This window comes from Frankia sp. RB5 (genome assembly GCF_059816245.1).
In genome coordinates this window covers 97,890-121,000 of the sequence record NZ_JCBATA010000003.1, presented here as the reverse complement: position 1 = coordinate 121,000, position 23,111 = coordinate 97,890, and the positions used below count along the sequence as shown (strand labels likewise).

Genomic DNA, 23,111 nt, shown 5'->3' with positions numbered 1-23,111 from the left:
GTCGTGGGGGCGTCGTCGGGACGGTCAGTCCGCCCACACCCGCCACGGCGCGGAGCCGGAGTCCCACAGCTGGTTGAGCTCGGTCCAGTCGCGGAAGGTGTCCATGCCCATCCAGAACCCGTCGTGGGTGTGCAGGGTGAGCTCGCTGTCGCGGGCCAGCGTCTGCAGCGGGGCGCGCTCGAGCAGCAGGGCCGGGTCGTCGTCGAGGTACTTGTCGATGAACTCGCGCTCGAAGACGAAGTAACCGCCGCTCACCCAGCCGGTCTGCGGCGGCTTCTCGGCGAACAGGGTGACCTTGCCGCCCTCGGTCTCCAGCTCGCCGTAGCGGCTCGACGGGCGCACGCCCGTCACCGTCCCGATGCGGCCCGACGCCACGTGGTCGTCCAGCACCGCGCGCACATCCACCGCGCCGACGCCGTCGCCGTAGGTGAGCATGAAGCGGGGGCCGTCCAGGTACTGGGCGACCCGGCGCAGACGGGCGCCGGTGCCGGTGAGCAGGCCGGTCTCCGCGAAGGTGACCTCCCACCTCTCGTCGCCGACGGCGTTGTGGAAGCGGGGGGTGTGGTCGTCCGAGAGCGTAAGCGTGAAGTCGGCGACCTGGGCGCGGTAGGCCAGGAAGTAGTTCTTGATCAGATCGCTCTTGTAGCCGAGGCACAGCACGAACTTGCGGAACCCGTAATGCTCGTAGGTCTTCATGATGTGCCAGAGCACCGGCTTGCCGCCGATGTCCACCAGCGGCTTGGGCAGCTTCTCGCTGGCCTCCCGCAGCCGGGTTCCCATGCCGCCGCAGAGGATGACGACGGGGATGTCGGCGGGGTCGACGGTCTCGGTGGTCTTCGGGCTGTCGGTGCTCAAGGCTGTTGCGTCTCCCGTGCTCATGCCCCGGTCGAGGCGTCGGCGTGGCGGATGGGCGCGTGACGGCTTAGGTCGCCGCGGGACCGCGGCGGATTCCGGGTGACCCACACCGGCCCGCCGCCACTCGCCGACCGATGCCGGGGGCCGGGGCCGGCGGGGACAGCCACCGGTCGCCTCCCGGGCGCGCGGGATGGCACGATCCCGCACCCGAGGACGCCCCGAACCTGCCGGGACGTCGCTACCTCGCCCGCGTTCCAGGCGCGCGCGGGCGTGATCCCCCTCCGCCGTCTTCTGGTGGACACCGGGCGACGGACCGCCGTGATCGGCGCCCCCCCGGCACTGCCGTCGCAACGGTACCGCACGTCCCACAGCTCGCCGTCCGTGTCCCTCCAACCCGTTCCGGCCCGGGTGCGACACCGGCGGACGGCGCGGGCATCCCGCCGTCGTCGCGCCGTTTCCCCACACTGCACGTATCACGGCGTAGTCTTCCGATAGCTGTGCGCTGAGTGCCCTGTCCCGCGCCGGCTGGTCGGGCGCGTCTCGCGGCGCGTCCCCTGGAGATTCCCGCCACGCCGCCGCCGGTCGGCCGCGTGGCGGTGCCGGAGTCGACCCTGCGGCGGCCGGTCGGAGCTCGTGGAAAAACGACATTTGCCCAGGTCAAGGCATGTAAAGAGGGCCTTTAGCATGGATCGGGTCGGTGTCTGCGGCGGCCCGGCGGGAAGCGCGCCATCGAGCGTGCTGGCGGGGCGAGGGCACTGCGCGGCCCACCTTCGTGGCGAACAACCGATAGATAGTGCCAGATCCTCGCGGCGACGGCAACGACTGCTGCCGAGTCCGCGTCATTTCTGGTGGGTCCCGCGCTGACGCGGGATCAGGCGCGCCGGCTGTCGCCGGTTGCCTGCCCACGGAGCGGAAGGGGTGTTGGTGCCGGTGCGGATGATCGTTGCTGTCCGTGATTGGCCGAGGCCGCCGACATCGCTCTTCGTGCGTTGTTGTTACGGTTCGTCCGTCACTGCTGGATTGGTGAGGAATAAGCCCTCGCTCGTGGCGCCGCCGCTGCCGACGGACCCCCACAGGGATCCGGCGGATCGAGGGATTGTCACCCTTGGTGAGAGTTGCGCGCCGGATACACCGAGATGTTTCGTTGGGGGACAGAGCACGATCTGGGGTGATGCGGGTGCGCGAGCGCTCCTGGTCGGATGAGCCCCCGCCCGAGGCGGACCCGCGCCGCCGGGCGCGTGGGCCCCGGGCCGGCCAGCCTCGCGTGACCGATCACCGTGACCTCACCGGCCATGCCACCACTGATCGTGACGACTACGGCGGCGACGTCGGTCGCGCGGACGGCGGCCGGGGCGAGGCCCTCGGCACGCCGTGGGAGGCGCGCCCGGGCCAGGTCCGGATCCCGCGCCGCCGCCATGGCGACGAGGACGACCATCCGCCGAGGCCAGGCCAGCCCGGTGACCACGCCGCCGCGCGCGGCCGCCACCCGGGACAGCGGCCGCCCGCCGGGTTCACCGGGGACGGCGAGGCCGAGGACGACGAGAGGTACCCCGGCGCGGCCGGGCACCCCACCCCTCGTCGACGCACCCCTCCCGTCGTCCTGCTGCCGCCGGCGATGGCCCGCCGGGTGACCGAGGCACGGGCCGCGGCCGACCTTCCGCCGCCCGCCGCTGCGGCCACCGAGTGGTACGACGAGCCCGTCTCCTCTTCTGGACCCCGCCTCCAGGGGACCGCCGACGCCGCCCTGGAGTCCGCGCCCGGCTGGGACGCGAGTCCGGCGTGGGATGGGAGCCCCGCCTGGGGCGGGAGCTCCGGATGGGACGAGGGCCGGGGCACCGACACGCCCTCGCCGGCCGGCGCGGGACCTGCCACCGGCGCGGGTTCGAGCACCGGCGCCGGCCGGGACGCGGCGACCGGCTGGGACGCCGGTACCGGCTGGGAGACCGGCACGGGCCGGGACGGCGGTATGGGCCGGGACGGCGGCGCCGGCCGCGACGTCGGTGGGGACGCGCGGCGGGATGCCGGCGCGAGCGTGGGGCCGGCCTGGCCATGGGGCCCGCGGGACGGGGAAGCGGGCGTCGGTGACGCGCAGGCCCGCCTCGACGCGGGGGCCTATGGGCGTGACCACGACGCGCGCCTGCCCGACGTCGGCCCGGCTGATCCGTACGTCGGCCCGGCTGATCCGTGGTCGGTGGAGTCCGGCTCGAGCGGCGCCGACGCCGCCGGCCCGCCGCCGACCGCGCCGGGTCCCCGGTCCGCGCCCGCCGCGCCGAGCCCGGCACGGCCCGGCACCGGGCCTGGTGATCTGTACGACCCCGGCGCCTGGCCGCCCGCGCAGCCGCCCTTCGTGACACGGGCCGGCGGCGGGCTGTCCGTCGAGCCGCCCGCGCGCGCGGACGCTCCCGCCGGGCAGTCCGAGCCGGCGGCCGCCCCCGACTGGATGCACGAGAGCACCGCCCTGCTCCAGACCCGTCGCGGTGGTTCCCCCGACATCGACGGCCGGCACGGTGCGGGCGGTGGAACCGAGGGACTCGCGGTCCGACCGCCGCAGCCCCCGCCCCCGCCCTCGGTGCCGCCTCCGTCCGAACGGGCACACTCCGGGCGGCAGCCGTCCGCGGGCTCGCCGTCCGTGGGCGGGACGGGATGGCGTCCGCCGGTGCCGACCGAGGGCACGCCGGCGGGGATGGACGACACCGGCGTGTTGCGCTGGACGGGGCCCGGTCCCGCCACGGGGCTGGACCGGCGCGACCCCCGGCGGCCTGACGCCCAGCCGGCCATCGGTCGGGATGACGACGCCGATCACACGCGCACGCTGGCTCGCGTTCCGGGCACGGGGCCACGCCCGGATCACCGCGACCCACCCTCCCGTCCTGGCGCCGACCGGTGGGACGACCCGCGGGACCGGTCCCCTCGAGCGGACCGCGGCGACCGCCGCGACCCAGATGGCCGTGACGGCGGCCGGGACCGCGCCGATCGGGGCGGTTATGACAACCGGGACGGCCCGGACAAGCGGGGCGGATACGCCGACCGGGACGGTTACGACGATCAGGCCGGCCGGCGTCGTGTCGCCGGTCGCCGCGACCAGGACGGCCGGGCGCCGCGGGCCGACGACCCGCGGGAGCGGACGAGCCGGGGCAGCCGGCCCGACCGCGTCGTCGTGGGGCCCGTCGAGGGCGCGGACCGGCCGCGGCGGGTCGCCGGGGAGCGCGGGACGGCCGGCCGTCCGGGCGCCACGCGTTCGGCGGGCACCCGCACGGCTGGCATCCGCACCGCCGGCACGCGGACCGGGGGCACGAGGACCGGCGCGACGCGTTCGGGCGGCACCCGCTCGGGCCAGACCCGCACCGGCTCCACCGGTTCCGGCCTCGGCGGGTCCGGCGCCGGCTCGGCGACCGGCGGCCGTGGCGGCGCGGACCGGCAGCCGGCCGGGCGGTCCGGCACGGGCAGCCGTGCGAGCTGGGCGGATGACCGGTCCTGGTCCGACGGGCCCGACCGGGACCGGTCGGCGCCACGGGACCGGTCCGCCTTGCGGGAGACGGCGCGTCCGGCCCCCTCAGCCGCGCGGCTGGAGACGGACGGCGGCTCCGGTCGGTCCCGCGCCGCGGCGTGGATCACGGCGCACTGGGGCGGCGCGAGCCGGGTCCCGCACCTGCCGGTCATCGCGGTCGCGGTGGCGGTCGTGCTCACGCTCGTCGCGGTCACCGCCCTGCTGCTGGTGCCCTCCCGGCACGCCGATCCGGACGCGGTGGCCACCGGCACCGTCGCGCCGCAGAGCCCGACGCCGGGGGCCACCGCGGCGCCCGGCGCGGCGGCGGCACCCGCGTCGACCGTCCCGCGGGTGGCACGGGCCGCGACCACCGGCCCGTTCCCGAGCGGTGTAGCGGCGCACACCCTCGCCGAGGCGAACACCTGGGCGACGTTCCGTGGCCGGCCGAACGACGTGGTCGTCATGTACACCGACCGCAGCAGCTGGAACTCGCTGACCAGCCCGTGGATGGGCGGCAGCGCGTCGACGTTCGCCGGGTTCTCCGGTACCTGGGTCATCACCCAGCCGCTGTTCCCCGACTCCGGGCCGGAGAAGGGCAACCTCGCCGACTGCGCCGCCGGTGACTACGACGCGCACTGGCGGCAGTTCGGACGCTGGCTGGTCAACATGGGCCGGGGCGACTCGTTCGTCCGGCTGGGTTGGGAGTTCAACGGGCTGTGGTTCGCCTGGGCGGCGACGGATCCGCAGCAGTGGATCCAGTGCTTCCGGCACGCGTCGTCGGCGATCAGGGCGGCCAGTCCGAAGGCCCGGATCGACTGGAACCTCAACGCGCACGGGTCGAGCACGCCGGTCGGAGCGTTCGATCTGTATCCGGGTGACCAGTACGTCGACGTCATCGGGATCGACAGCTACGACCAGTACCCGGCGAGCCCGACATACGCCGACTTCGACGCCCAGTGCAACGGTGACGCGGGCCTGTGCCAGGCGATCACCTTCGCGCGGATCCACAACAAGCTGTTCTCGGTGCCCGAGTGGGGCGTCGTCAGCCAGCAGAACACCAAGGCCGGACGGGCCGGGGCGGCGGGCGGGGACAACCCCGTCTACGTCGAGAAGATGTACGAGACGTTCACCCACAACGCCGACATCCTCGCCTACGAGGCGTACTTCCCCGACTCGGAGATCAACAACGTCCGGTCGTCCCTGGTGAGCCCGAACCTCAATCCGGCCGCGGCCGCCGTCTACCGGCGGCTCTGGGGCTGACGGACCCCGGGCCCGCACACGCCGACGCCCCGCGCGCTCCCGACCTGGGACGGCGCGCGGGGCGTCGCCGTCCGTCGGGGGTTCAACCCCGCGCGGTGCCGCCGTTGCGCTCGGCGTCGTCGTGCAGGCCACCGACAAACGACTCGGCGACGCTCACCTGCTCCCGCAGGGACGTCAGTTTCTCCTCGGCGAGCAGCACCCAGGTGCCAAGCCGTTCCCGCAGCAGCGCCCGGGTCTCCGCCGCGAGCCCCGGCGCCGCCAGCTCGTCGCGCAGGGTCAGCAGGGAGCGCATCTCCTCCAGGCTGAATCCCAGCGGTTTCATCTTCCGGATGAGCAGCAGTCGTTCGATCGCGTCGTCGTCGTAGAGCCGGAAGCCACCGACGGTCCTGCTCACCGGCATGAGGAGGCCCGCCTCCTCGTAGTAGCGGACTGTTCGCAGGGAGAGACCGACCCGCTCGGCAACGTCCCCGATCTGGTGTACGTCGCGGCCGGTCGCGTCCGATCCCGAAAGATTGCGGCGCATGGTGACGAACTCGACCCTAACGTCGGTGTAGCCCCGGGCGTCCGAACAGGACGTCAGGCAGTTGACTGTACGTCGATCCGTTCACCGGTGCGCCGCCTGTCGTGGGGCGGTCATGGGGCCGTTCGCGGGCCGACACCCAGCCGAACGCCGGCTCTCGCCGCGGCCCGCGGCGAGAGCGTCGCGAGCACCCTGTCGTACGCTGGAACCATCGTCTGTGCTGACGGGGTCGGGCCGAGACAGCCCGGCCGGCCCGGGTGTCCTTCCGGGCGCGGGCAGGGCGGCGAGCCGGGCTTTCGTACGCGCGGGTCCCGGCCGCGGTGGATCCCGTCGTGCCATGCCGTCGTGTTCCGCGGTGCCCCCTGCGCGCCGCGGCGTTCCGCTCCATGTCGATGCTTCGTTTTTCCGAGAGGCACAGGGACACACCCATGACCCTCGCGCCGCTGCTCGACGCGCTCATCGCCCGGCCGGGCGGCGATCCCGCCCTGGCCCGGGCGATCGGCGCGGCGGGCGAGCCGGTCCTCGACCTCGCCGGCCCGGCCGCCCTGCGGCCCTTCGCCGCCGCGGCCCTGGGCGCCGCCGGTGGTGCCGGCCGGCCGGTCCTCGCCGTCGTCGCCACCGGGCGGGAGGCGGAGGATCTCGCCGCCGCCCTCGCCGACCTGCTCAGCCCCGACGTGGTGGCCGTGTTTCCGAGCTGGGAGACGCTGCCGCACGAGCGCCTGTCGCCCCGGGCCGACACGGTCGGCCAGCGGCTCGCCGTGCTGCGCCGCCTCGCGCATCCGGCCAGCGCCGGCCTGCCGCCGCTACGGGTCGTGGTCGCGCCTGTCCGCGCTGTGCTGCAGCCGCAGGTCGCGGGGCTCGGCGAGCTCGATCCCGTGCGGCTGGCCGCCGGCGACACCGCCGACCTCGATGCCACCGTCGCCCGACTGGTGGGCATCGCCTATCACCGAGTCGAACTGGTCGAGCGGCGCGGCGAGATCGCCGTGCGCGGCGGCATCCTCGACGTCTTCCCGCCCACCGAGGAGCATCCGCTGCGGGTGGAGTTCTTCGGCGACGACGTGGAGGACGTCCGCCGCTTCGCCGTGGCCGACCAGCGCGCGCTGCCGCCCGCCGAGGGCGTCCCGGCCCCCGTGCTGTTCGCCCCGCCGTGCCGGGAGCTGCTGCTCACCGAGGACGTGCGGGCCCGCGCGGCCGAGCTCGCCACCGCGCATCCCGAGCTGCTCGACCTGCTGGACAAGATCGCTTCCGGTGTCCCCGTGGACGGCATGGAGGCGCTCGCGCCGGTGCTGGTCGACGGCATGTCGTTGCTGCTCGACGAGCTGCCCGCCGGTACGCACGTGCTGGTCTGCGACCCGGAGCGGGTCCGCACGCGGGCGAGCGAGCTGGTCCGCACCAGCCAGGAGTTCCTGGAGGCGTCCTGGAGCGTCGCGGCGCTCGGCGGCGGGGCGCCGATCGACCTCGAGGCAGCGGCCTACCGCTCGATCGCCGAGGTGCGCGAGCGTGCCACCGAGCTCGGGCTGCCCTGGTGGTCGGTCACCCCGTTCGCGCCGGCGGAGGACGACCAGCTCGCGGAGGGCGCGGACACGGTCGTCGCGAGCCTGCGCCCGGCGCCGCTCTACCACGGCGACATCGCCGCGGTGATCGCCGACGTCAAGGGCTGGCTGGCCGAGTCGTGGCAGGTGCTGCTCGTCACCGAGGGACATGGCCCGGCGCAGCGGCTGGTGGAGATGCTGCGGGAGGCCGACCTCGGCGCCCGCTACGCCGAGTCCGCCGAGCTCGTCGCCGGGGTCGCCGTCGTCACCCGCGGCCAGCTGGCCACCGGCTTCACCAGCGACACGTTGCGCCTGGCGGTGCTGACCGAGAGTGATATCGCCGGCGCCCGTGGCGTCACCACCAAGGACATGCGGCGGATGCCGAGCCGGCGCCGCAAGGGCCTCGACCCGCTGGCGCTCGCCCCCGGCGACATGGTCGTGCACGACGCGCACGGCGTCGGCCGCTACGTCGAGATGGTCACCCGGACCGTCGCCGGCGCCAAGCGCGAGTATTTGCTGCTCGAGTACGCCCGCGGCGACCGCCTCTACGTCCCCACCGACCAGCTGGAGCAGATCACCCGCTACGTCGGCGGCGACGCGCCGAGCCTGGACCGCATCGGCGGCGCCGACTGGGCCAAGCGCAAGAGCCGCGCCCGCAAGGCCGTCAAGGAGATCGCCGGCGAGCTGATCCGCCTCTACAGCGCCCGGATGGCCGCGCCCGGCCACGCGTTCGCCGCGGACAACCCGTGGCAGCGCGAGCTGGAGGACGCCTTCCCCTTCCGCGAGACGCCCGACCAGCTCGCCGCGATCGACGAGGTCAAGGCGGACATGGAGAAGCCCGTCCCGATGGACCGGGTGATCTGCGGCGACGTCGGCTACGGCAAGACCGAGATCGCCGTGCGGGCGGCGTTCAAGGCGGTGCAGGACGGCAAGCAGGTCGCCGTCCTGGTGCCGACGACGCTGCTGGTCCAGCAGCACTTCCAGACGTTCGGCGAGCGCTACGCGGCGTTCCCCGTCGTGGTCAAGGCGATGAGCCGGTTCAACTCGGCCGCCGAACAGCGCACCGTGATCGAGGGCCTCGCCGCCGGCAGCGTCGACGTCGTCATCGGCACCCACCGGCTGCTGTCCGGCGAGGCGAGGTTCAAGGACCTGGGCCTGGTGATCGTCGACGAGGAGCAGCGCTTCGGCGTCGAGCACAAGGAACAGCTCAAGAAGATGCGCACCGCGGTGGACGTGCTCACGATGAGCGCCACCCCGATCCCGCGCACCCTGGAGATGTCGATCACCGGCATCCGCGAGCTGTCCACGATCGACACCCCGCCGGAGGAGCGCCATCCGGTGCTGACCTCGGTGGCCGCCTACGACGTCCGCCAGGTCGGCGCCGCGATCCGCCGTGAGCTGCTGCGCGAGGGCCAGGTCTTCTACATCCACAACCGGGTGGACTCGATCGACCGGGCCGCAGCGAGGCTGCGCGAGCTGGTGCCCGAGGCCCGCGTCGCCACCGCGCACGGCCAGATGCACGAGGACACCCTCGAACAGGTGATGGTGTCCTTCTGGGAGAAGAAGTACGACGTCCTCGTCTGCACGACGATCGTCGAGTCCGGGCTGGACATCTCCAACGCGAACACGCTCATCGTCGAGCGGGCCGACGTGTTCGGCCTGTCCCAGCTGCACCAGCTGCGCGGACGGGTCGGCCGCGGCCGCGACCGGGCGTATGCGTACTTCCTGTTCCCGCCGGACAAGCCGCTGACCGAGACGGCCCACGACCGCCTCGCCACGATCGCCCAGCACAACGACCTCGGCGCCGGCATGGCCGTGGCCATGAAGGACCTGGAGATCCGCGGCGCCGGCAACCTGCTCGGCGGCGAGCAGTCCGGCCACATCGCCTCCGTCGGCTTCGACATGTACGTGCGGATGGTCGGTGAGGCGGTCGCCGAGTACCGCAAGGACAAGGTGGAGGAACCGCCGGAGGTCAAGGTCGAGCTGCCGGTCGACGCGAGCCTGCCGCACGACTACGTGCCCAGCGAGCGGCTGCGCCTCGACGCCTACCGCCGCCTCGCCGGAGCGGTGACCGACGCGGACATCGACGAGGTCCGCGGCGAGCTTGTCGACCGGTTCGGCCCGGTGCCCGAGCCGGTGGAGAACCTGCTCGCCGTCGCCGGCCTGCGGGTACTCGCCCGGCGCCACGGCGTCACCGAGATCACCGCCGCCGGCCGGCAGATCCGGTTCGCCCCGCTGGAGCTGCGGGAGAGCCAGACCCTGCGGCTGACCCGGCTCTACAAGGGCGCGGTGGTCAAGTCGGCGGTGCGCACCGTGCTGGTGCCCGCCCCGACCGAGACCGGGCGCATCGGCTCCCGCCCGCTGCGGGACCGGGCGCTGCTCGCCTGGGCCGGCCAGCTGCTCGACGCCGTCGCCGGAGACTCGATCGCCGCCGCCGCGGGGGCGCCCGGCCGGTGAACACGGCGGTCGAAGTAGGGGGAGGTGTGCTTCGCCACACATGGAGCGGATAGCGTCTGGAGTCGTGAAGCTCTCCCGTCTGCTCGCCGGTGTCGGGGTGGCCGTTCTCGTCGGATTCGCCGGGACGGCCTGTACCACGCACGCCGGGGCCGCCGCCCAGGTCGGATCGAGCACCATCGACACCTCGAAGCTGCGAGGCATCGTCGAGCGTGGGCTCGCCGCCGCCTCCACCGTGCCGATCTCGCAGTCCGGCCAGTCCGCGTCCAGCGCGCTCAACCCGCCGGAGCTGCAGCGCCGCGCGCTCACCACGCTCGTGCAGCTCAACCTGCTCACCGAGGAGGCGCACCGGCGCGGCATAACGCTGAGCGAGGGCGACGTGGCGGCCTACTACCAGGCCTACGCCGTGCTGCAGTTCGGCAGCGTGCGCGCGTTCGAGCAGCGGGCCGCAGCCGCGGGTTTCGACCAGCGGGACGTGTCCGTGATCGTGCGCTCGGGGGCGCTGGAGTCCGCCATCAGCGACCAGATCAGCCCGCGTCTGCTGGCCACCGACGCCGAGACCCGGGCCCAGTACGACAGCATCATCGATCAGGTCGGACGCATCCCGCTCAGCTACGCGCAGGCGAAGCCGTACCTCGCCCGGTTCATCGTCACCGACCAGCGTTCGGCGGAGCTGCGGCCCGTGCTCGCCCGGGCGGAGAAGGCCGACCCGATCTCGATCAACCCGCGCTTCGGCCGCTGGGACACCGACCAGTTCGCCATCGTCGCCGCGGACGGGACGATTGCCAGCCGCCCGGCGCCCACCCCCACGATCCAGACGACCGTCCAGTCCTGAACCGTCCAGGTCCGGGCCTGGTCCCGACGGGCCGGAGGAAGCGAGGCGCGCCGCCATGACGCCGCGGATCACCATCGTGCTCACCAGCCCGCGGGTCGCCCCGGGGGTGCTCACCGCGCCGGCGTGGGACCTGCTGCGCCGCGTTCCGGTGCTCACCGCCGCTCCCCGCCATCCGCAGCTCGACGCGCTGCGGGCCGCCGGCGCGATCGTCACCGTGCTCGACGCCGACGCCGACGCCGACGCCGACGCCGACGCCCTGGCCGCGGCCGCTCTGCCCGGGGACGCTCTACTCGGGGACGCAGTGCCCGCGGGTGGGGGAGCGTCGGGGCCGGACGCCGTCGCGCTCGCCGCACGCCTGCGGGCCGCGCTGCCGGCGGGCGCACCGGCCGACGAGCTCGCCTGGCTGCCGGATCCCGCGGCGCCCACCGCCCTCGACCGAGCCCTCGAACTTCTCGCCCGCCCGCCCGCGCAGGGCCAGGGCCGCGCCCCGGTGCACGTCGACGTCCTCGTCGGCACCGCCGAGCTGCCCGGGTCGGCACTGCTCGACGCCGTCGCCGTGATGGACCGGCTGCGCTCCCCGGGCGGCTGCCCCTGGGACGCCGAGCAGACCCACGCCTCCCTCGCCCCCTACCTGGTCGAGGAGACCTACGAGGCCTACCAGGCGATCGAGGACGGTGACCTCACCGAGCTGCGCGAGGAACTCGGCGACGTGCTCATGCAGGTGCTCTTCCACGCCCGCATCGCCGCCGAGCGGGCGGACGACGGCTGGGACGTCGACGACGTGGCGGCCGGGCTCGCCGCCAAGCTGATCCGGCGCCATCCGCACGTCTTCGGCGACGTCGTCGTCGACGGTGCCGCGAACGTGGTCGCCAACTGGGACGCGATCAAGGCCGTGGAGAAGGGCCGCTCGTCGGTCACGCAGGGCGTGCCGCTGTCCCAGCCGGCGCTCTCCCTCGCCGCCAAGCTGCTGAAGCGCTCCGCCGGCATCGGCGTCCCGGCCGACCTCGCGCTCACCCACGCACCGACTGCCACCTCCGCGTCCGCCGCGGGCGGGACGGGCGGGGTGGCCGGGGCGAGCGAGGTCGCGGCCGGCGGCGAGTCGGCAGGCGTTGACGGGCCAGCAGGCGTTGACGGGCCAGCAGGCGTTGACGGGCCAGCAGGCGTCGACGGGCCAGCGGGTATGGACGGGCCAGCGGGCGTCGACGAGGTGGCGGCGGCGGGTGCGCGGGTCGGGTCGACGGCGGCAGCGGCCGTGCGGGCGATGGCCGGGCCGGCCGCGGACGTGGACGCGGAGGAGCTGCTCGGCGATCTGCTCGTCGCCGTCGTCGCGCTCGCGCGGGCCGGTCGGGTGGATCCGGAGCAGGCGCTGCGGCGCGCGTCGCGCCGGTTCCGTGACCGGCTGGCGGCGGCCGAGGACGCGGCGCTGGTGGACGGGACGAGCGCCGGACCGCTGCCCGCCGCACGCTGGCGGGAACTGTGGGTCGCCCAGGAGCGGCCTCGGGGGGCCGCCGTCACCTGATCGGTGACCGCCAGACGACCGCGTGGTGGACACGGCCGGGCGTCCGGCCCGGTCCGGAGTACTAGCCTCGTTCCATGGCTGCCATCCCACGCAAGGCGCTGGCCGACGTCCGGCAGATCGCGGCGCGGCGGACCGCGCCGGTCGTCCTCGAGCTCGACCTGACGTCCGACCCCGTCGAGGGCATCCCCGGCGATCCGCTGACCCTCGCCCTCGCGCACCGGCGCACGACGCTGCGCGACCTCACCGAGGCGCTGCGCCATGCCAGCGAGGACCCGCGGGTCCCGGTCGTCGTCGCGCACATCGCCGCCTGTGGGATGCCCCTCGCGAGGATCCAGGAGATCCGCGCCGCGGTCGCCGGCTTCCGCGCCGCCGGTGGGACGGCCATCGCCTACGCCGACACGTTCGGCGAGTTCGGCGGCGGCACGGGGCCGTACTACCTGGCCTGCGCCTTCGATGAGATCTGGCTCGCGCCGTCGGGCGACTGCGGCCTGACCGGCCTCGGGATGGAGACGCCGTTCCTGCGCGGGGCGCTCGACCGGCTGGGCGTCACGGTCGAGATCGGGCAGCGCTACGAGTACAAGAACGCGGTGAACACCCTGGTCGAGCGGGACTTCACCCCGGCGCACCTGGAGGCGCTCAGCCGGATCATCGAGTCGTCGTCGGAGCAGGTCGTCGAGGGCATCGCCGACAGCCGGCGGATGGCGCCCGACCGGGTCCGCCGACTCATCGACCTCGGCCCGCTGGCCGGCAGCGTCGCCCTGGACACCGGGCTGATCGACCGGCTCGGCTACCGCGACGAGGTCTACGCCGCCGCGCGGGCCCGTGTGCAGCGCTCCACCGCCGCGTCCGGCGCTGGCGACGCGCCGGCTGATGACGATCGGGGCGGGGCGGCCGCGCGGACCGGCGCCGATCGGGACGGTGGGGCCGTGGAGCCGGTGCTGATGTACGCGTCCGCCTACCGGCGCCTCGCCGAGCGACGGGAGAAGTCGCCGGTGCGGCGGGTCACCACGCTCGCCGCGCGGGGGCCCGGCATGTTCTTCCTGCGGGAGACGGCGCCCTCGGAGCCGGACTCCGCCACCGGCGAGAGCGGCCGGGCCGAGGGCGTGCCCGCGGCCGGGGGACGAGTGGACGAGGGTCGGGCGGACGCGGACGCCGTCCCGCTGGCACCGTCCGTCACGCCGCCGCACCGGGATCCGCGCCGGTCGGTGGTGGCCCTCATCCACGGGACCGGGCCGGTCGTGCTCGGGTCGGGCACGCCGGGGCCGTTCTCCGGGCCGGTGCTCTCCGCCGAGTCGGTGGCCGCGGCGCTGCGGGCCGCCGCCCGCGACGACGACGTGGCGGCGGCGGTCTTCCGGGTGAACAGCCCCGGTGGCTCCTACGTCGCGTCCGACCTGGTTCGCCGGGAGGCCGAGCGGTTCCGGGCGAGCGGCCGCCCCCTCATCGTGTCGATGGGGGATGTGGCGGCCTCCGGCGGGTACTTCGTCGCGCTGGCCGCGGACGCGATCGTCGCGAACCCCGGCACGCTCACCGGGTCCATCGGCGTGTTCGCCGGCAAGCAGGTGGTGCGGGAACTGCTGGACAAGCTCGGGGTCGGGTTCGGGGCGGTCGCCGAGGGCGAGCACGCGCTGATGATGTCGCCGCGGCGCCCGTTCACCGTCGGCGAGCGGGAGAAGCTGGAGGAGTTCCTCGACCGCGTGTACGCCGACTTCGTCGACAAGGTCGCCACGTCCCGTCGGTTGACCCGCGACCAGGTCCACGAGCTGGCTCGCGGCCGGGTCTGGACCGGCGCTGACGCCCACCGGCACGGCCTGGTCGACGAGCTCGGCGGCCTCGCCGACGCGATCCGGCTGGCCTGGTCGCGCGCCAGCCTGCCGGCCGAGCGGGCGCCGCGGGTGCGCCTCGCGCCGAAGCCGTCCGTGCTGGAGCGCGTCCGCACCCCGAAGTCCAGCGAGGATCGCGGCGCGGCGGCCGCTACCGGCGCGCCCTGGCCGCCCGCCGGCCTCGGCGCCCTGGCCGTCCAGGCCCTGCCCGGGGCGCTGCGGATGGTCGGTGGCCTGCTCGGGCCGCGCGCCGGCGCCGCGGGTTCCGGGGTCCTCGGGGGCGCCGCGGGGCTCGTGGGCTCCGGCGTGCTCGGGGGCGAGGGCCTCGCCTCGGGTCTGGCGGGGGCCGGCGGGTTCGTCCCGGGCTGGGGTGCGTGGGCGCCGCTGGCAGCCCACCTCGGCCTGCACGTGGGCGGACCGCTGATGATGCCCCCGCTGGGCCGCATCGGCTGATTCCTGATCACGCTTCGCGCGCCGGCCCGCGCGTCGCCCGCATCGCCCGAGGGGGCCAGTGGGGACGGGGATCGTGGCCGGTGCGGCTGTGGGATCCGCGACACGGCGGCGACCGGGCGCCCTGGAGGTCGGCCGCCGCCGACCGGGTGAATGCCGGTCGGCGGCGCGGTGCACCTCGCGCCCGCGGCGCGCCGCGTGGGGATCGGCGCCGCGCCGGCACGGGGGCGACGGTAGTCTCGCAGCGACCGGTTCGTCCGGACGGCACCGCTCGTCCCGCGGTCTGGCTTCGCCGGGCCCGGGTGCTCCCGGGCACCGGTCCGTGACGGTCCGTTCCTACCATGGTGCCGTCGCGTACCAGCCGTCACATTCGGAGGTCGAAGCCGTGCCGTCCATCGAGGCTGTCGGAGCCCGCGAGATCCTTGACTCGCGCGGCAACCCCACCGTCGAGGTCGAAGTCGTCCTGGATGACGGCACGCTGCGCCGCGCAGCGGTGCCCAGCGGCGCCAGCACCGGGGCGTTCGAGGCCGTCGAACTGCGCGACGGGGAGGACCGCTACGGCGGCAAGGGCGTGCGCAAGGCGGTGGCCGCCGTCATCGAGCGCATCGGGCCCGCGATCGCCGAGCTCGAGGCCACCGAGCAGCGCCTGCTCGACCAGACCCTCATCGACCTCGACGGCACGCCGGACAAGTCGGCGCTCGGCGCCAACGCGCTGCTCGGCGTGAGCCTCGCGGTCGCGAAGGCGGCGGCCGCGGCCAGCGGCCTGCCGCTGTTCCGCTACCTCGGCGGTCCGAGCGCGCACATCCTGCCGGTGCCGATGATGAACATCCTCAACGGTGGCGCCCACGCGGACACCAACGTCGACATCCAGGAGTTCATGATCGCGCCGATCGGCGCGAGCACCTTCTCCGAGTCGGTGCGCTGGGGCGCCGAGGTCTACCACGCGCTCAAGAGCGTGCTCAAGGCCCGCGGCCTGGCCACCGGCGTCGGCGACGAGGGTGGCTTCGCCCCGAGCCTGCCCGCCAACCGCGAGGCCCTCGACCTCATCGCGGAGGCCGTCGACAAGGTCGGTCTGCGTCTCGGCTCGGACATCGCGCTGGCCCTCGACGTCGCGTCCACCGAGTTCTTCTCCGACGGCACCTACACGTTCGAGGGCAGCACCCGCACCGCCGAGCAGCTCAGCGACTACTACGCCGAGCTCGTCGACGCCTACCCGATCGTGTCCATCGAGGACCCGCTCGCCGAGGACGACTGGTCCGGCTGGGTGGCGTTGACCGAACGGATCGGCGGCAAGGTGCAGCTCGTCGGCGACGACCTGTTCGTCACCAACCCGGAGCGCCTGGCCCGCGGCATCGCCTCGAAGGCCGCCAACGCGCTGCTGGTCAAGGTCAACCAGATCGGCACGCTCACCGAGACGCTGGACGCCGTGAACCTCGCCCACCGCAGCGGCTACCGGGCGATGATGTCGCACCGCTCCGGCGAGACCGAGGACACCACGATCGCCGACCTCGCCGTCGCCGTCGACTGCGGTCAGATCAAGACCGGCGCCCCGGCCCGCAGCGAGCGGGTGGCGAAGTACAACCAGCTGCTGCGCATCGAGGAGGAGCTCGACGACGCGGCCCGCTACGCCGGCGCCGGCGCGTTCCCGCGGCACGGCCAGTCCGGCGGCTGAGTGCCGTGCCGGCACCGCGCGTCGCGCTGACCACGAGGGCGACTCTGCTCGCCGTCGTGATCTGCGTGCTCGTCCTGACCCTGGCGTACCCGCTGCGGCTGTACCTGCGCCAGCAGAGCAAGCTCTCGCAGCTCGCCAAGGCGAACGCGCAGACCCAGACGCAGGTCGACAGGCTGCGCTCCATGGTGCAGCGCTACGACGACCAGCCCTGGCGCGACGACGAGGCGCGCCGCCGGCTGCACTACATCAAGCCCGGTGAGCGGGCTTTCCTGATGCCCGCCCCGCCCACCCCCGCGCCGCGCGACGGCGAGGCCGGGGGTGGGGCGGCCGGCGGCTCGGTCTGGTACGGCCGGCTGTGGTCGGAGATCGCCCGGCCCTAGCGCCGGGTGCGGGGCGACAGGCGGCAGGACGGCGGCCGGCGAGCGGTCGGCCAGAGGACCAGATGGCCAGCGAGCCAGCGAGAGGGCGGGAGGCGGCGTGACGTCGACGGCGGTGACGGCGCAGGAGGCCGAGGTCGTCCACCGGCAGCTCGGGCGGGAACCCCGCGGGCTGCTGGGTGTCGCGCACCGCTGCGCCTGTGGCCTGCCGGACGTGGTGGAGACCGCCCCGCGCCTGCCGGACGGCTCGCCGTTCCCCACCCTGTACTACCTGACCTGTCCCAGGGCCGCGGCGGCGGTGTCCCGCCTGGAGGGCGCCGGGGTGATGCGCGAGATGACCGCGCGCCTCGCCGACGATCCGGAGCTCGCGGCCGCCTACGCGCGGGCGCATCAGGACTACCTGGCGCGTCGCGACGCGTACGAGCCGCTGGTCGGCCATCCGAGCGCCGGGGGCATGCCGGAGCGGGTGAAGTGCCTGCACGTGCTGGTCGCCCACAGCCTCGCCGCCGGCCCCGGGGTGAACCCGTTCGGCGACGAGGCGCTCGCCGCGCTCGAGGACTGGGGCCGGGGCGGCCCCTGCGTATCCGTGGCGCCGGTGATCCTCGCGGCGCCGGACGACAGCAGGGAGGGATCGCGATGACCCGGGTGGCGGCGATCGACTGTGGAACCAACTCGATCCGCCTGCTGGTGGCGGACGTCGACGGCACCGGACTGCGCGAGCTGACCCGCCGGATGGAGATCGTCCGGCTGGGCGCCGGCGTCGACCGGACCGGGGAGCTCGCTCCGCAGGCGCTTGCCCGCACCCTCGCGGCGCTGCGAGACTACGCAGGCGAGATCGAGCGGCTGGGCGCGGCCCGGGTGCGGATGGTCGCCACGAGCGCGACCCGCGACGCCCGCAACCGCGACGAGCTCGTCACCGGTGTCCGCGCGATCCTCGGCGTCGACCCCGAGGTGATCACCGGGGATGAGGAGGCCGCGCTGTCGTTCGGCGGGGCCATCGGCGAGCTGGACGTCGCCACCCCGGTGCTGCTCGCCGACATCGGCGGCGGCTCGACCGAGCTGGTCCTCGGGGACGCCGCCGGAGTGCGCGCCGCCCGGTCGGTCAACGTCGGCTGCGTACGGCTCGCGGAACGGCACCTGCACGACGATCCCCCCACGCCCGCCCAGGCCGCGGCGATCGTCGCCGACGCCCGGGCCGCGTTCGACCTGGCCGCCGCCACGGTGCCGCTGGGCGAGGCGGCCACCCTGGTCGGCGTCGCCGGCACCGTGACCACCGTCGCCGCGCTCGCCGCCGGCCTGCCGGAGTACGACGCCGAGCGCATCCACCTGTCGGTGACAAGCGCCGAGCAGGTCGCCGAGGTCACCGCGCGGCTGCTCGCGATGACCCACGACGAGCGGGCGGCGCTGCCGGTCATGCACCCGGGCCGGGTGGACGTCATCGCCGCCGGGGCACTGGTGCTGCGGACCCTGATGGAGTGCTCCGGCGCCGCGGCCGTCGTCGCCAGCGAGCGCGACATCCTCGACGGCATCGCACTGGCCCTCGCCGCCGCCCCGCCGCCGCCGGCCTCCCCGGCCGAGCCCGGGCCGTCCGTGGCCTTCCCGGCGGGATGACGGCGACCGGCGGGTCGGGCGTCGACCTGCCGGGCCGCGGACCGGTGCCGCCCGGCAGCGGCTGGCCAGGTGACCTCGCCGACAGGCGCACCCCGGTCGCCGGGACCGCCGACGAGGTGCGAGCACTGGCCGTGGGTTCCCCCGACACCGCCTCCCTCGACGCGCGGACGTCGGTCTGCCGGGCCTGCCCGCGGCTGGTCGCCTGGCGGGAGGAGATCGCCGTGGTCCGCCGCGCCGCCTTCGCCGACCAGCCCTACTGGGGGCGTCCGGTGTCCTCCTTCGGGCCGGCGGACGCGCGGATCCTGGTCCTCGGCCTGGCCCCGGCGGCCCACGGCGGCAACCGCACCGGTCGCATCTTCACCGGGGACCGCAGTGGGGACTGGCTGTTCGCCTCGCTGCACCGGGTCGGCCTGGCGGCGCTGCCCACGTCGGTCGACGCGGGGGACGGCCAGCGGCTGCGAGCCACCCGGATCGTCGCCGCCGTGCACTGCGCCCCGCCGGCGAACAAACCCACCACGGTGGAGCGGGACACCTGCCAGCCGTGGCTGGTGCGCGACCTGGAGCTCGCCCGGCCGACCCTGCGTGCGATCGTCGCCCTCGGCGGGTTCGCCTGGGCGGCGCTGTGGCCGGCGCTGGCGCGGGCGGGCTACCCCGTCCCGCCGCGACGGGTGCCCTTCGGCCATCAGGTGGGGGTCGACCTTCCCGGCACCGGGGTGCGGGTGGCCGGTTGCTATCACCCGAGTCAGCAGAACACCTTCACCGGACGGGTGACCGAGGTGATGCTCGACACGGTTTTCCGGTCCGCCTCGGTCCATGCCGAAGTGACGCCGGCCACCGACTAAGTCCGCCGCGTTGTGGCCGTCGACACGGCAGGTGGGCCGCGGCACTCATCCGATGGTCATGGGACGGACCGTTGGTGGTCCGTATTGGTGTCCTGCGTCACGGAAAAGCGGGGCCGATCGTCGCCTGCCGAGGTGTAAGACGGCCCTCGCGGGTACCGTTTTCGCATGGGCTATGGGCGCGCACCGCACATCCTCGTGGTCGGCGGCGGATACGTCGGCATGTACACGGCCCTGCGGCTTCAGCGGAAGCTGCGTGCGGGCGAGGCGTCCATCACAGTTGTCGAGCCCAACTCCTACATGACCTATCAGCCGTTCCTGCCGGAGGCCGCGGCCGGCAACCTGGAGCCACGGCACGTGGTGGTTCCGTTGCGAAAGGTGCTCAAGGGCTGTCGGGTGGTGAGCGGCTCCGTGCTTTCGGTGTCGCATACGGAACGCACCGCTGTGGTGGCCCCACCGCTCGGCGAGCGGTTTGAGATCAAATACGACATTTTGGTGATGTGCCCGGGTTCGGTGGCCCGGACGCTGCCGATACCCGGGCTCGCCGAGCAGGGCATCGGATTCAAGAGTGCCGCCGAGGCCATCTATCTGCGCAACCAGGTCATCAGCCGGCTGGACGCGGCGGCCTCGGCCGTCGATCCCGAGGTGCGCCGGCGCGCGCTCACCTTTCTTTTCATCGGTGGCGGATATGCCGGTATCGAGGCGCTCGCGGAACTCGAGGACATGGCCCGGGACGCCTGCGGCTTTTATCCCGACCTTCGCGCCACGGATATGCGGTGGGTCCTGGTGGAGGCGACCAGGCGAATACTTCCCGAGGTTTCACCCGCAATGGGTCTTTATACGGTGAAGCAGCTGGAACACCGCGGAATAGAGGTAAAGCTCGACACCAGGGTGGAAAGCCTCGTCGACGGCCGGGTTGTTCTGGACAGCGGTGAACAGTTCGACGCCGGAACCGTGGTGTGGACCGCCGGGGTCAAGGCGAACCCGGTGCTCACGCGTACCGACCTGCCCCTGGACGACCGCGGCCGGCTGCGGGCGACCGCCTTCCTGCAGGTCGACGGCGTCGCCGACGCCTGGACCGCCGGCGACTGCGCGGCCGTGCCCGACCTGACCAAGGGCGAGGGGGTCACCACCGGCCCGTCCGCCCAGCACGCCGTGCGCCAGGCCGGCCGGCTGGCCGACAACATCCTCGCCGAGCTGCGCCACCAGCCCATCCATCCCTACGAGCACAGCTACGCCGGCAGCGTCGCCTCCCTGGGCCTGCACAAGGGCGTCGCCGAGGTGTACGGGGTGCGGCTGCGTGGCTGGCCGGCCTGGCTGATGCACCGGACGTACCACCTGAGCAGGGTTCCCACGCTCAACCGCAAGGCCCGCGTGGTCGCGGACTGGACGCTGTCGCTGTTCTTCCGCCGTGAGATCGTCTCACTGGGCTCGTTCGCCGACCCGCGGGCGGAGTTCCGCCGGGCCGCCACCCCGACCTCCAGCGGCGCCGCCAGCGGCCCGGACGGTCACGGTGGCGACGGCCACGGTGGCGACGACGCCGCCGCCGGCCGGGCCATGCCCGCCGGGGAGCGCGACAGCGGCGACGGCGCGGGCGCGCGGCCTGGGCTGTCCGCCCCCGGCGCGGCCGGGGAGAGTGCCCGGACCACGTCGCACGGGGGATGACGATCACCCGCGCCGCCCGCCGCGGCGCGGGTCGCGGACCGGGGGATGAATCCGCGTGGCCGGGCGCGGTCATCGGCTCGGCGCGTTTAACACCACCTTGGTGGCGCCGGTATTCACCGCCGCGGCCCGGTCCCGGCTAAGCGTGTCCCGAGCCCGGACTATTGACCGTCCGGGCCGTCTCGTGATCGGAGAGGATAGCCGATTCGCGGCATCCTCGTCACGATGAGTCACGCTTTCGCCGGGACCGCGATCTCCGGACCACTTTTTCCGCGATGTGTTATTCCCAGAACCTACGTAGCATGGTAGAAACAGCTTCGATGTAGACGAGCCGGTGTATCCCAACTGGTAGAGGAGGCTGTCCTAAAAACAGCTCGAGTGTCGGTTCGACTCCGACCACCGGCACAATCCATTGTTGATCGCCCGCGTCGTTCGTGAACGGCGCGGGCGGTTGGCATGCGGCACGTTCCCGGCCCGGCGTCGTCCGGGCCCTGCGCCGCCACCGTGCCCGGGAACCCGTCGGCGGGTGGAATCGTTGCGTGAGTGTTCGTCTGCACCAGCTGTTGACCGTGGGCGCCGCCCCGGCGGCGACCGAGAGGAGCCGGCTCGATGGCCGACCTTCGTTCCTCGAACCCCGTGCTGCGCCGCGGGGGGTTCACCTCGCCGCCCACCCCCAGCCCCGAGGACCTCGCGAGCCACTACCGGCAGCCGACCTCGCTGACCGTCGACGACGTCGTCGTCCACACCCTGGGGCTGTTCGCCGTCCTCGGCGTGGGCGCCGCCGGTGGGTGGCTGGTCGGTCACCAGGCGCCGGGCATCGCGCTCGGCGCCGGGCTCGTCGCCCTGCTCCTGAGCCTCGTGATCTCGATGCGGGGGCTGCTGCGGCCGCCGCTCATCGTCGCCTTCGCCCTGATCGAGGGCGTCGCCGTCGGCGCGATCTCCCGGTTCTACGAGGACTCGTTCGCCGGCATCGTCCCGCAGGCCCTGCTCGGCACCGGGCTGATCTTCGTCGCGATGCTGCTGGCCTACCGCAGCCGCCGGCTGCGGGCCACCCCGCGGATGGCGCGCATCGTCACCGGCGTCCTGTTCGGCGTGATCCTTCTCAGCCTGACCGACCTGGTGATCCGAGCCGTCAGCGGCAGCCACCTGCCCGTGATCAACGACGCCTCCCCGCTGGGCATCCTGTTCAGCGTGGTGGTGCTCGGCGTCGCCAGCCTGCAGTTCATCCTCGACTTCGACTACATCGAGCGGGCGATCAACTCGGGGGCACCTCGCTCGGAGGCCTGGCGGGCCGCCTTCGGCCTGATCGTCGGCTTCGTCTGGGTCTACCTGGAGACGCTGCGGCTGCTGTCCAAACTCCGCCAGTAGCGCTCAGCCGGAGCGGTCCGGCCCGGCGGCGGTGGGCGTGATCCGCACGATGCAGCGATGGTCGCGCACCATCGCCGCCCGGTAGTCGTCCCAGTCGGGGTGCTCGCCGGAGATGCCGCGGTAGTAGGAGACGAGCAGCTCCATCGCCTCCGGCAGGCGCACGATCTGCGCCGAACCGGTGATCTGCACCCACGGGCCGTAGAACTCGTCCGGCAGCACGCACAGCCGCACAGTCGGCTCCCGCTGGATGTGGCCGACCTTGTACGCGGTGAGCCGGGTGCTGACGAGGAGCCGCCCACCGTCGTCCACCCCGACCGTCACCGGCGACATCTGGGGCGAACCGTCCCGCCGGGTGGTGCACAGCACTGCCCGATGATGGTCACGGACGAACTCCGTGGCAGCGTTGATGTTCACGGTCGACATTGTCTCGCGGCCTGCCCGCGGCACGCGAGGCGTCGTTCGGGCGCCGCCCGGCCGCGCGCAGCGGCATCGGCCCGGCGCCCGAACCTCCCGGATGGTGAGCCGGACTCAGGCGCGGATCGCCCGTCGCCGCAGGTCCGACTCGTGGACGAGCGCGGCCGCGTAGCTGTGCGGCAGGTTGTGCTCCGCCCGCAGCCAGTTCACGCGTTCGGCGAAGCGCAGCAGGCCTGGTCCCTCCGCCAGCCTGCTGAGCCAGGTACTCACCTCGTAGCCGGTGACCTTGGGGATCCGCTCGATGAGGAACTGGTGGGTCTGCGGGGAACGGTGCAGTGACATGCGCGCCTCCAGACGTGAAACCCGACGTCAACAGCTCATGTCGTAAGCGTGCCCCATACCACACGGGAGGGCAAGGGCCCCCATGGGCATCGTG

At 74.1% G+C, this 23,111-nt stretch carries 16 protein-coding genes and 1 tRNA gene; 13 read left to right on the top strand and 4 right to left on the bottom strand.

Going from position 1 to position 23,111, the window contains the following annotated elements; translation table 11 throughout:
- Window positions 1-24: 24 nt before the first annotated feature.
- Window positions 25-879 (bottom strand): sugar phosphate nucleotidyltransferase, encoded by an 855-nt coding sequence (locus tag AC6EXY_RS02550; protein ID WP_101835088.1) that lies wholly within the window; start codon window positions 877-879, stop codon window positions 25-27.
- A gap of 1,240 nt (window positions 880-2,119) precedes the next feature.
- Between AC6EXY_RS02550 and AC6EXY_RS02545 the strand changes: the two genes are divergently transcribed.
- On the top strand, window positions 2,120-5,602 hold the full coding sequence (locus AC6EXY_RS02545; protein WP_499817041.1) for a glycosyl hydrolase: 3,483 nt from the start codon (window positions 2,120-2,122) through the stop codon (window positions 5,600-5,602).
- Between the two features lie 82 nt (window positions 5,603-5,684).
- Here AC6EXY_RS02545 and AC6EXY_RS02540 read toward each other — a convergent pair whose 3' ends face one another.
- Entirely contained in the window at window positions 5,685-6,125 is a 441-nt protein-coding gene (locus tag AC6EXY_RS02540) for a MerR family transcriptional regulator (protein WP_101835090.1), read from the bottom strand.
- A gap of 425 nt (window positions 6,126-6,550) precedes the next feature.
- On the opposite strand from AC6EXY_RS02540, the gene mfd reads away from it, so the two are divergent.
- The 12 genes from mfd (at window position 6,551) to AC6EXY_RS02480 (ending at window position 22,261) form a co-directional block, all read left to right on the top strand.
- A complete protein-coding gene (mfd, locus tag AC6EXY_RS02535; protein ID WP_101835092.1) occupies window positions 6,551-10,111 on the top strand; it encodes a transcription-repair coupling factor in 3,561 nt (1,186 codons plus the stop codon).
- Window positions 10,112-10,175: 64 nt separating this feature from the next.
- Window positions 10,176-10,943, top strand: coding sequence for a SurA N-terminal domain-containing protein (locus AC6EXY_RS02530; RefSeq protein WP_101835094.1), 768 nt, complete (start codon window positions 10,176-10,178; stop codon window positions 10,941-10,943).
- A gap of 55 nt (window positions 10,944-10,998) precedes the next feature.
- Complete coding sequence (locus AC6EXY_RS02525) at window positions 10,999-12,462, top strand: MazG family protein (protein WP_499817042.1); 1,464 nt, start codon at window positions 10,999-11,001, stop codon at window positions 12,460-12,462.
- Between the two features lie 74 nt (window positions 12,463-12,536).
- On the top strand, window positions 12,537-14,735 hold the full coding sequence (gene sppA / locus AC6EXY_RS02520) for a signal peptide peptidase SppA (protein WP_499817043.1): 2,199 nt from the start codon (window positions 12,537-12,539) through the stop codon (window positions 14,733-14,735).
- Window positions 14,736-15,117: 382 nt separating this feature from the next.
- The gene (gene eno / locus AC6EXY_RS02515) at window positions 15,118-16,404 is read left to right on the top strand and encodes a phosphopyruvate hydratase (protein ID WP_101835113.1); all 1,287 of its coding nucleotides are present in this window, start codon (window positions 15,118-15,120) and stop codon (window positions 16,402-16,404) included.
- Between the two features lie 5 nt (window positions 16,405-16,409).
- Window positions 16,410-16,784 carry an FtsB family cell division protein gene (locus AC6EXY_RS02510; RefSeq protein WP_101835100.1) on the top strand — a complete coding sequence of 125 codons (375 nt, stop codon included), beginning with the start codon at window positions 16,410-16,412 and terminating at the stop codon, window positions 16,782-16,784.
- 97 nt (window positions 16,785-16,881) lie between these two features.
- A complete protein-coding gene (locus tag AC6EXY_RS02505) occupies window positions 16,882-17,421 on the top strand; it encodes a DUF501 domain-containing protein (protein WP_101835101.1) in 540 nt (179 codons plus the stop codon).
- Entirely contained in the window at window positions 17,418-18,392 is a 975-nt protein-coding gene (locus tag AC6EXY_RS02500) for a Ppx/GppA phosphatase family protein (protein ID WP_101835103.1), read from the top strand. Before AC6EXY_RS02505 ends, AC6EXY_RS02500 begins: the two co-directional genes overlap by 4 nt.
- The gene (locus AC6EXY_RS02495) at window positions 18,389-19,234 is read left to right on the top strand and encodes a uracil-DNA glycosylase (RefSeq protein WP_101835104.1); all 846 of its coding nucleotides are present in this window, start codon (window positions 18,389-18,391) and stop codon (window positions 19,232-19,234) included. Before AC6EXY_RS02500 ends, AC6EXY_RS02495 begins: the two co-directional genes overlap by 4 nt.
- Before the next feature lie 165 nt (window positions 19,235-19,399).
- Window positions 19,400-20,896 carry an NAD(P)/FAD-dependent oxidoreductase gene (locus tag AC6EXY_RS02490; RefSeq protein ID WP_101835106.1) on the top strand — a complete coding sequence of 499 codons (1,497 nt, stop codon included), beginning with the start codon at window positions 19,400-19,402 and terminating at the stop codon, window positions 20,894-20,896.
- A 327-nt stretch (window positions 20,897-21,223) separates the two neighbouring features.
- Window positions 21,224-21,298 (top strand) — tRNA-Leu (locus AC6EXY_RS02485).
- A 204-nt stretch (window positions 21,299-21,502) separates the two neighbouring features.
- A complete protein-coding gene (locus AC6EXY_RS02480) occupies window positions 21,503-22,261 on the top strand; it encodes a Bax inhibitor-1/YccA family protein (RefSeq protein WP_101835108.1) in 759 nt (252 codons plus the stop codon).
- Between the two features lie 3 nt (window positions 22,262-22,264).
- Here the strand turns inward: AC6EXY_RS02480 and AC6EXY_RS02475 are convergent, their stop codons facing one another.
- Both AC6EXY_RS02475 and AC6EXY_RS02470 read right to left on the bottom strand, forming a co-directional pair.
- Window positions 22,265-22,675, bottom strand: a complete 411-nt coding sequence (locus AC6EXY_RS02475; protein ID WP_499817044.1) for a PPOX class F420-dependent oxidoreductase — start codon at window positions 22,673-22,675, stop codon at window positions 22,265-22,267.
- A 114-nt stretch (window positions 22,676-22,789) separates the two neighbouring features.
- A complete protein-coding gene (locus AC6EXY_RS02470; RefSeq protein ID WP_101835110.1) occupies window positions 22,790-23,017 on the bottom strand; it encodes a DUF4287 domain-containing protein in 228 nt (75 codons plus the stop codon).
- Between the last annotated feature and the right edge of the window lie 94 nt (window positions 23,018-23,111).

Coding starts and splice junctions, on each gene's coding strand:
- AC6EXY_RS02550 (WP_101835088.1), bottom strand. CDS start 879: ATGAGCACGGGAGACGCAACAGCCTTGAGCACCGACAGCCCGAAGACC.
- AC6EXY_RS02540 (WP_101835090.1), bottom strand. CDS start 6,125: ATGCGCCGCAATCTTTCGGGATCGGACGCGACCGGCCGCGACGTACAC.
- mfd (WP_101835092.1), top strand. CDS start 6,551: ATGACCCTCGCGCCGCTGCTCGACGCGCTCATCGCCCGGCCGGGCGGC.
- AC6EXY_RS02525 (WP_499817042.1), top strand. CDS start 10,999: ATGACGCCGCGGATCACCATCGTGCTCACCAGCCCGCGGGTCGCCCCG.
- sppA (WP_499817043.1), top strand. CDS start 12,537: ATGGCTGCCATCCCACGCAAGGCGCTGGCCGACGTCCGGCAGATCGCG.
- AC6EXY_RS02500 (WP_101835103.1), top strand. CDS start 17,418: ATGACCCGGGTGGCGGCGATCGACTGTGGAACCAACTCGATCCGCCTG.
- AC6EXY_RS02495 (WP_101835104.1), top strand. CDS start 18,389: ATGACGGCGACCGGCGGGTCGGGCGTCGACCTGCCGGGCCGCGGACCG.
- AC6EXY_RS02490 (WP_101835106.1), top strand. CDS start 19,400: ATGGGCTATGGGCGCGCACCGCACATCCTCGTGGTCGGCGGCGGATAC.
- AC6EXY_RS02480 (WP_101835108.1), top strand. CDS start 21,503: ATGGCCGACCTTCGTTCCTCGAACCCCGTGCTGCGCCGCGGGGGGTTC.
- AC6EXY_RS02470 (WP_101835110.1), bottom strand. CDS start 23,017: ATGTCACTGCACCGTTCCCCGCAGACCCACCAGTTCCTCATCGAGCGG.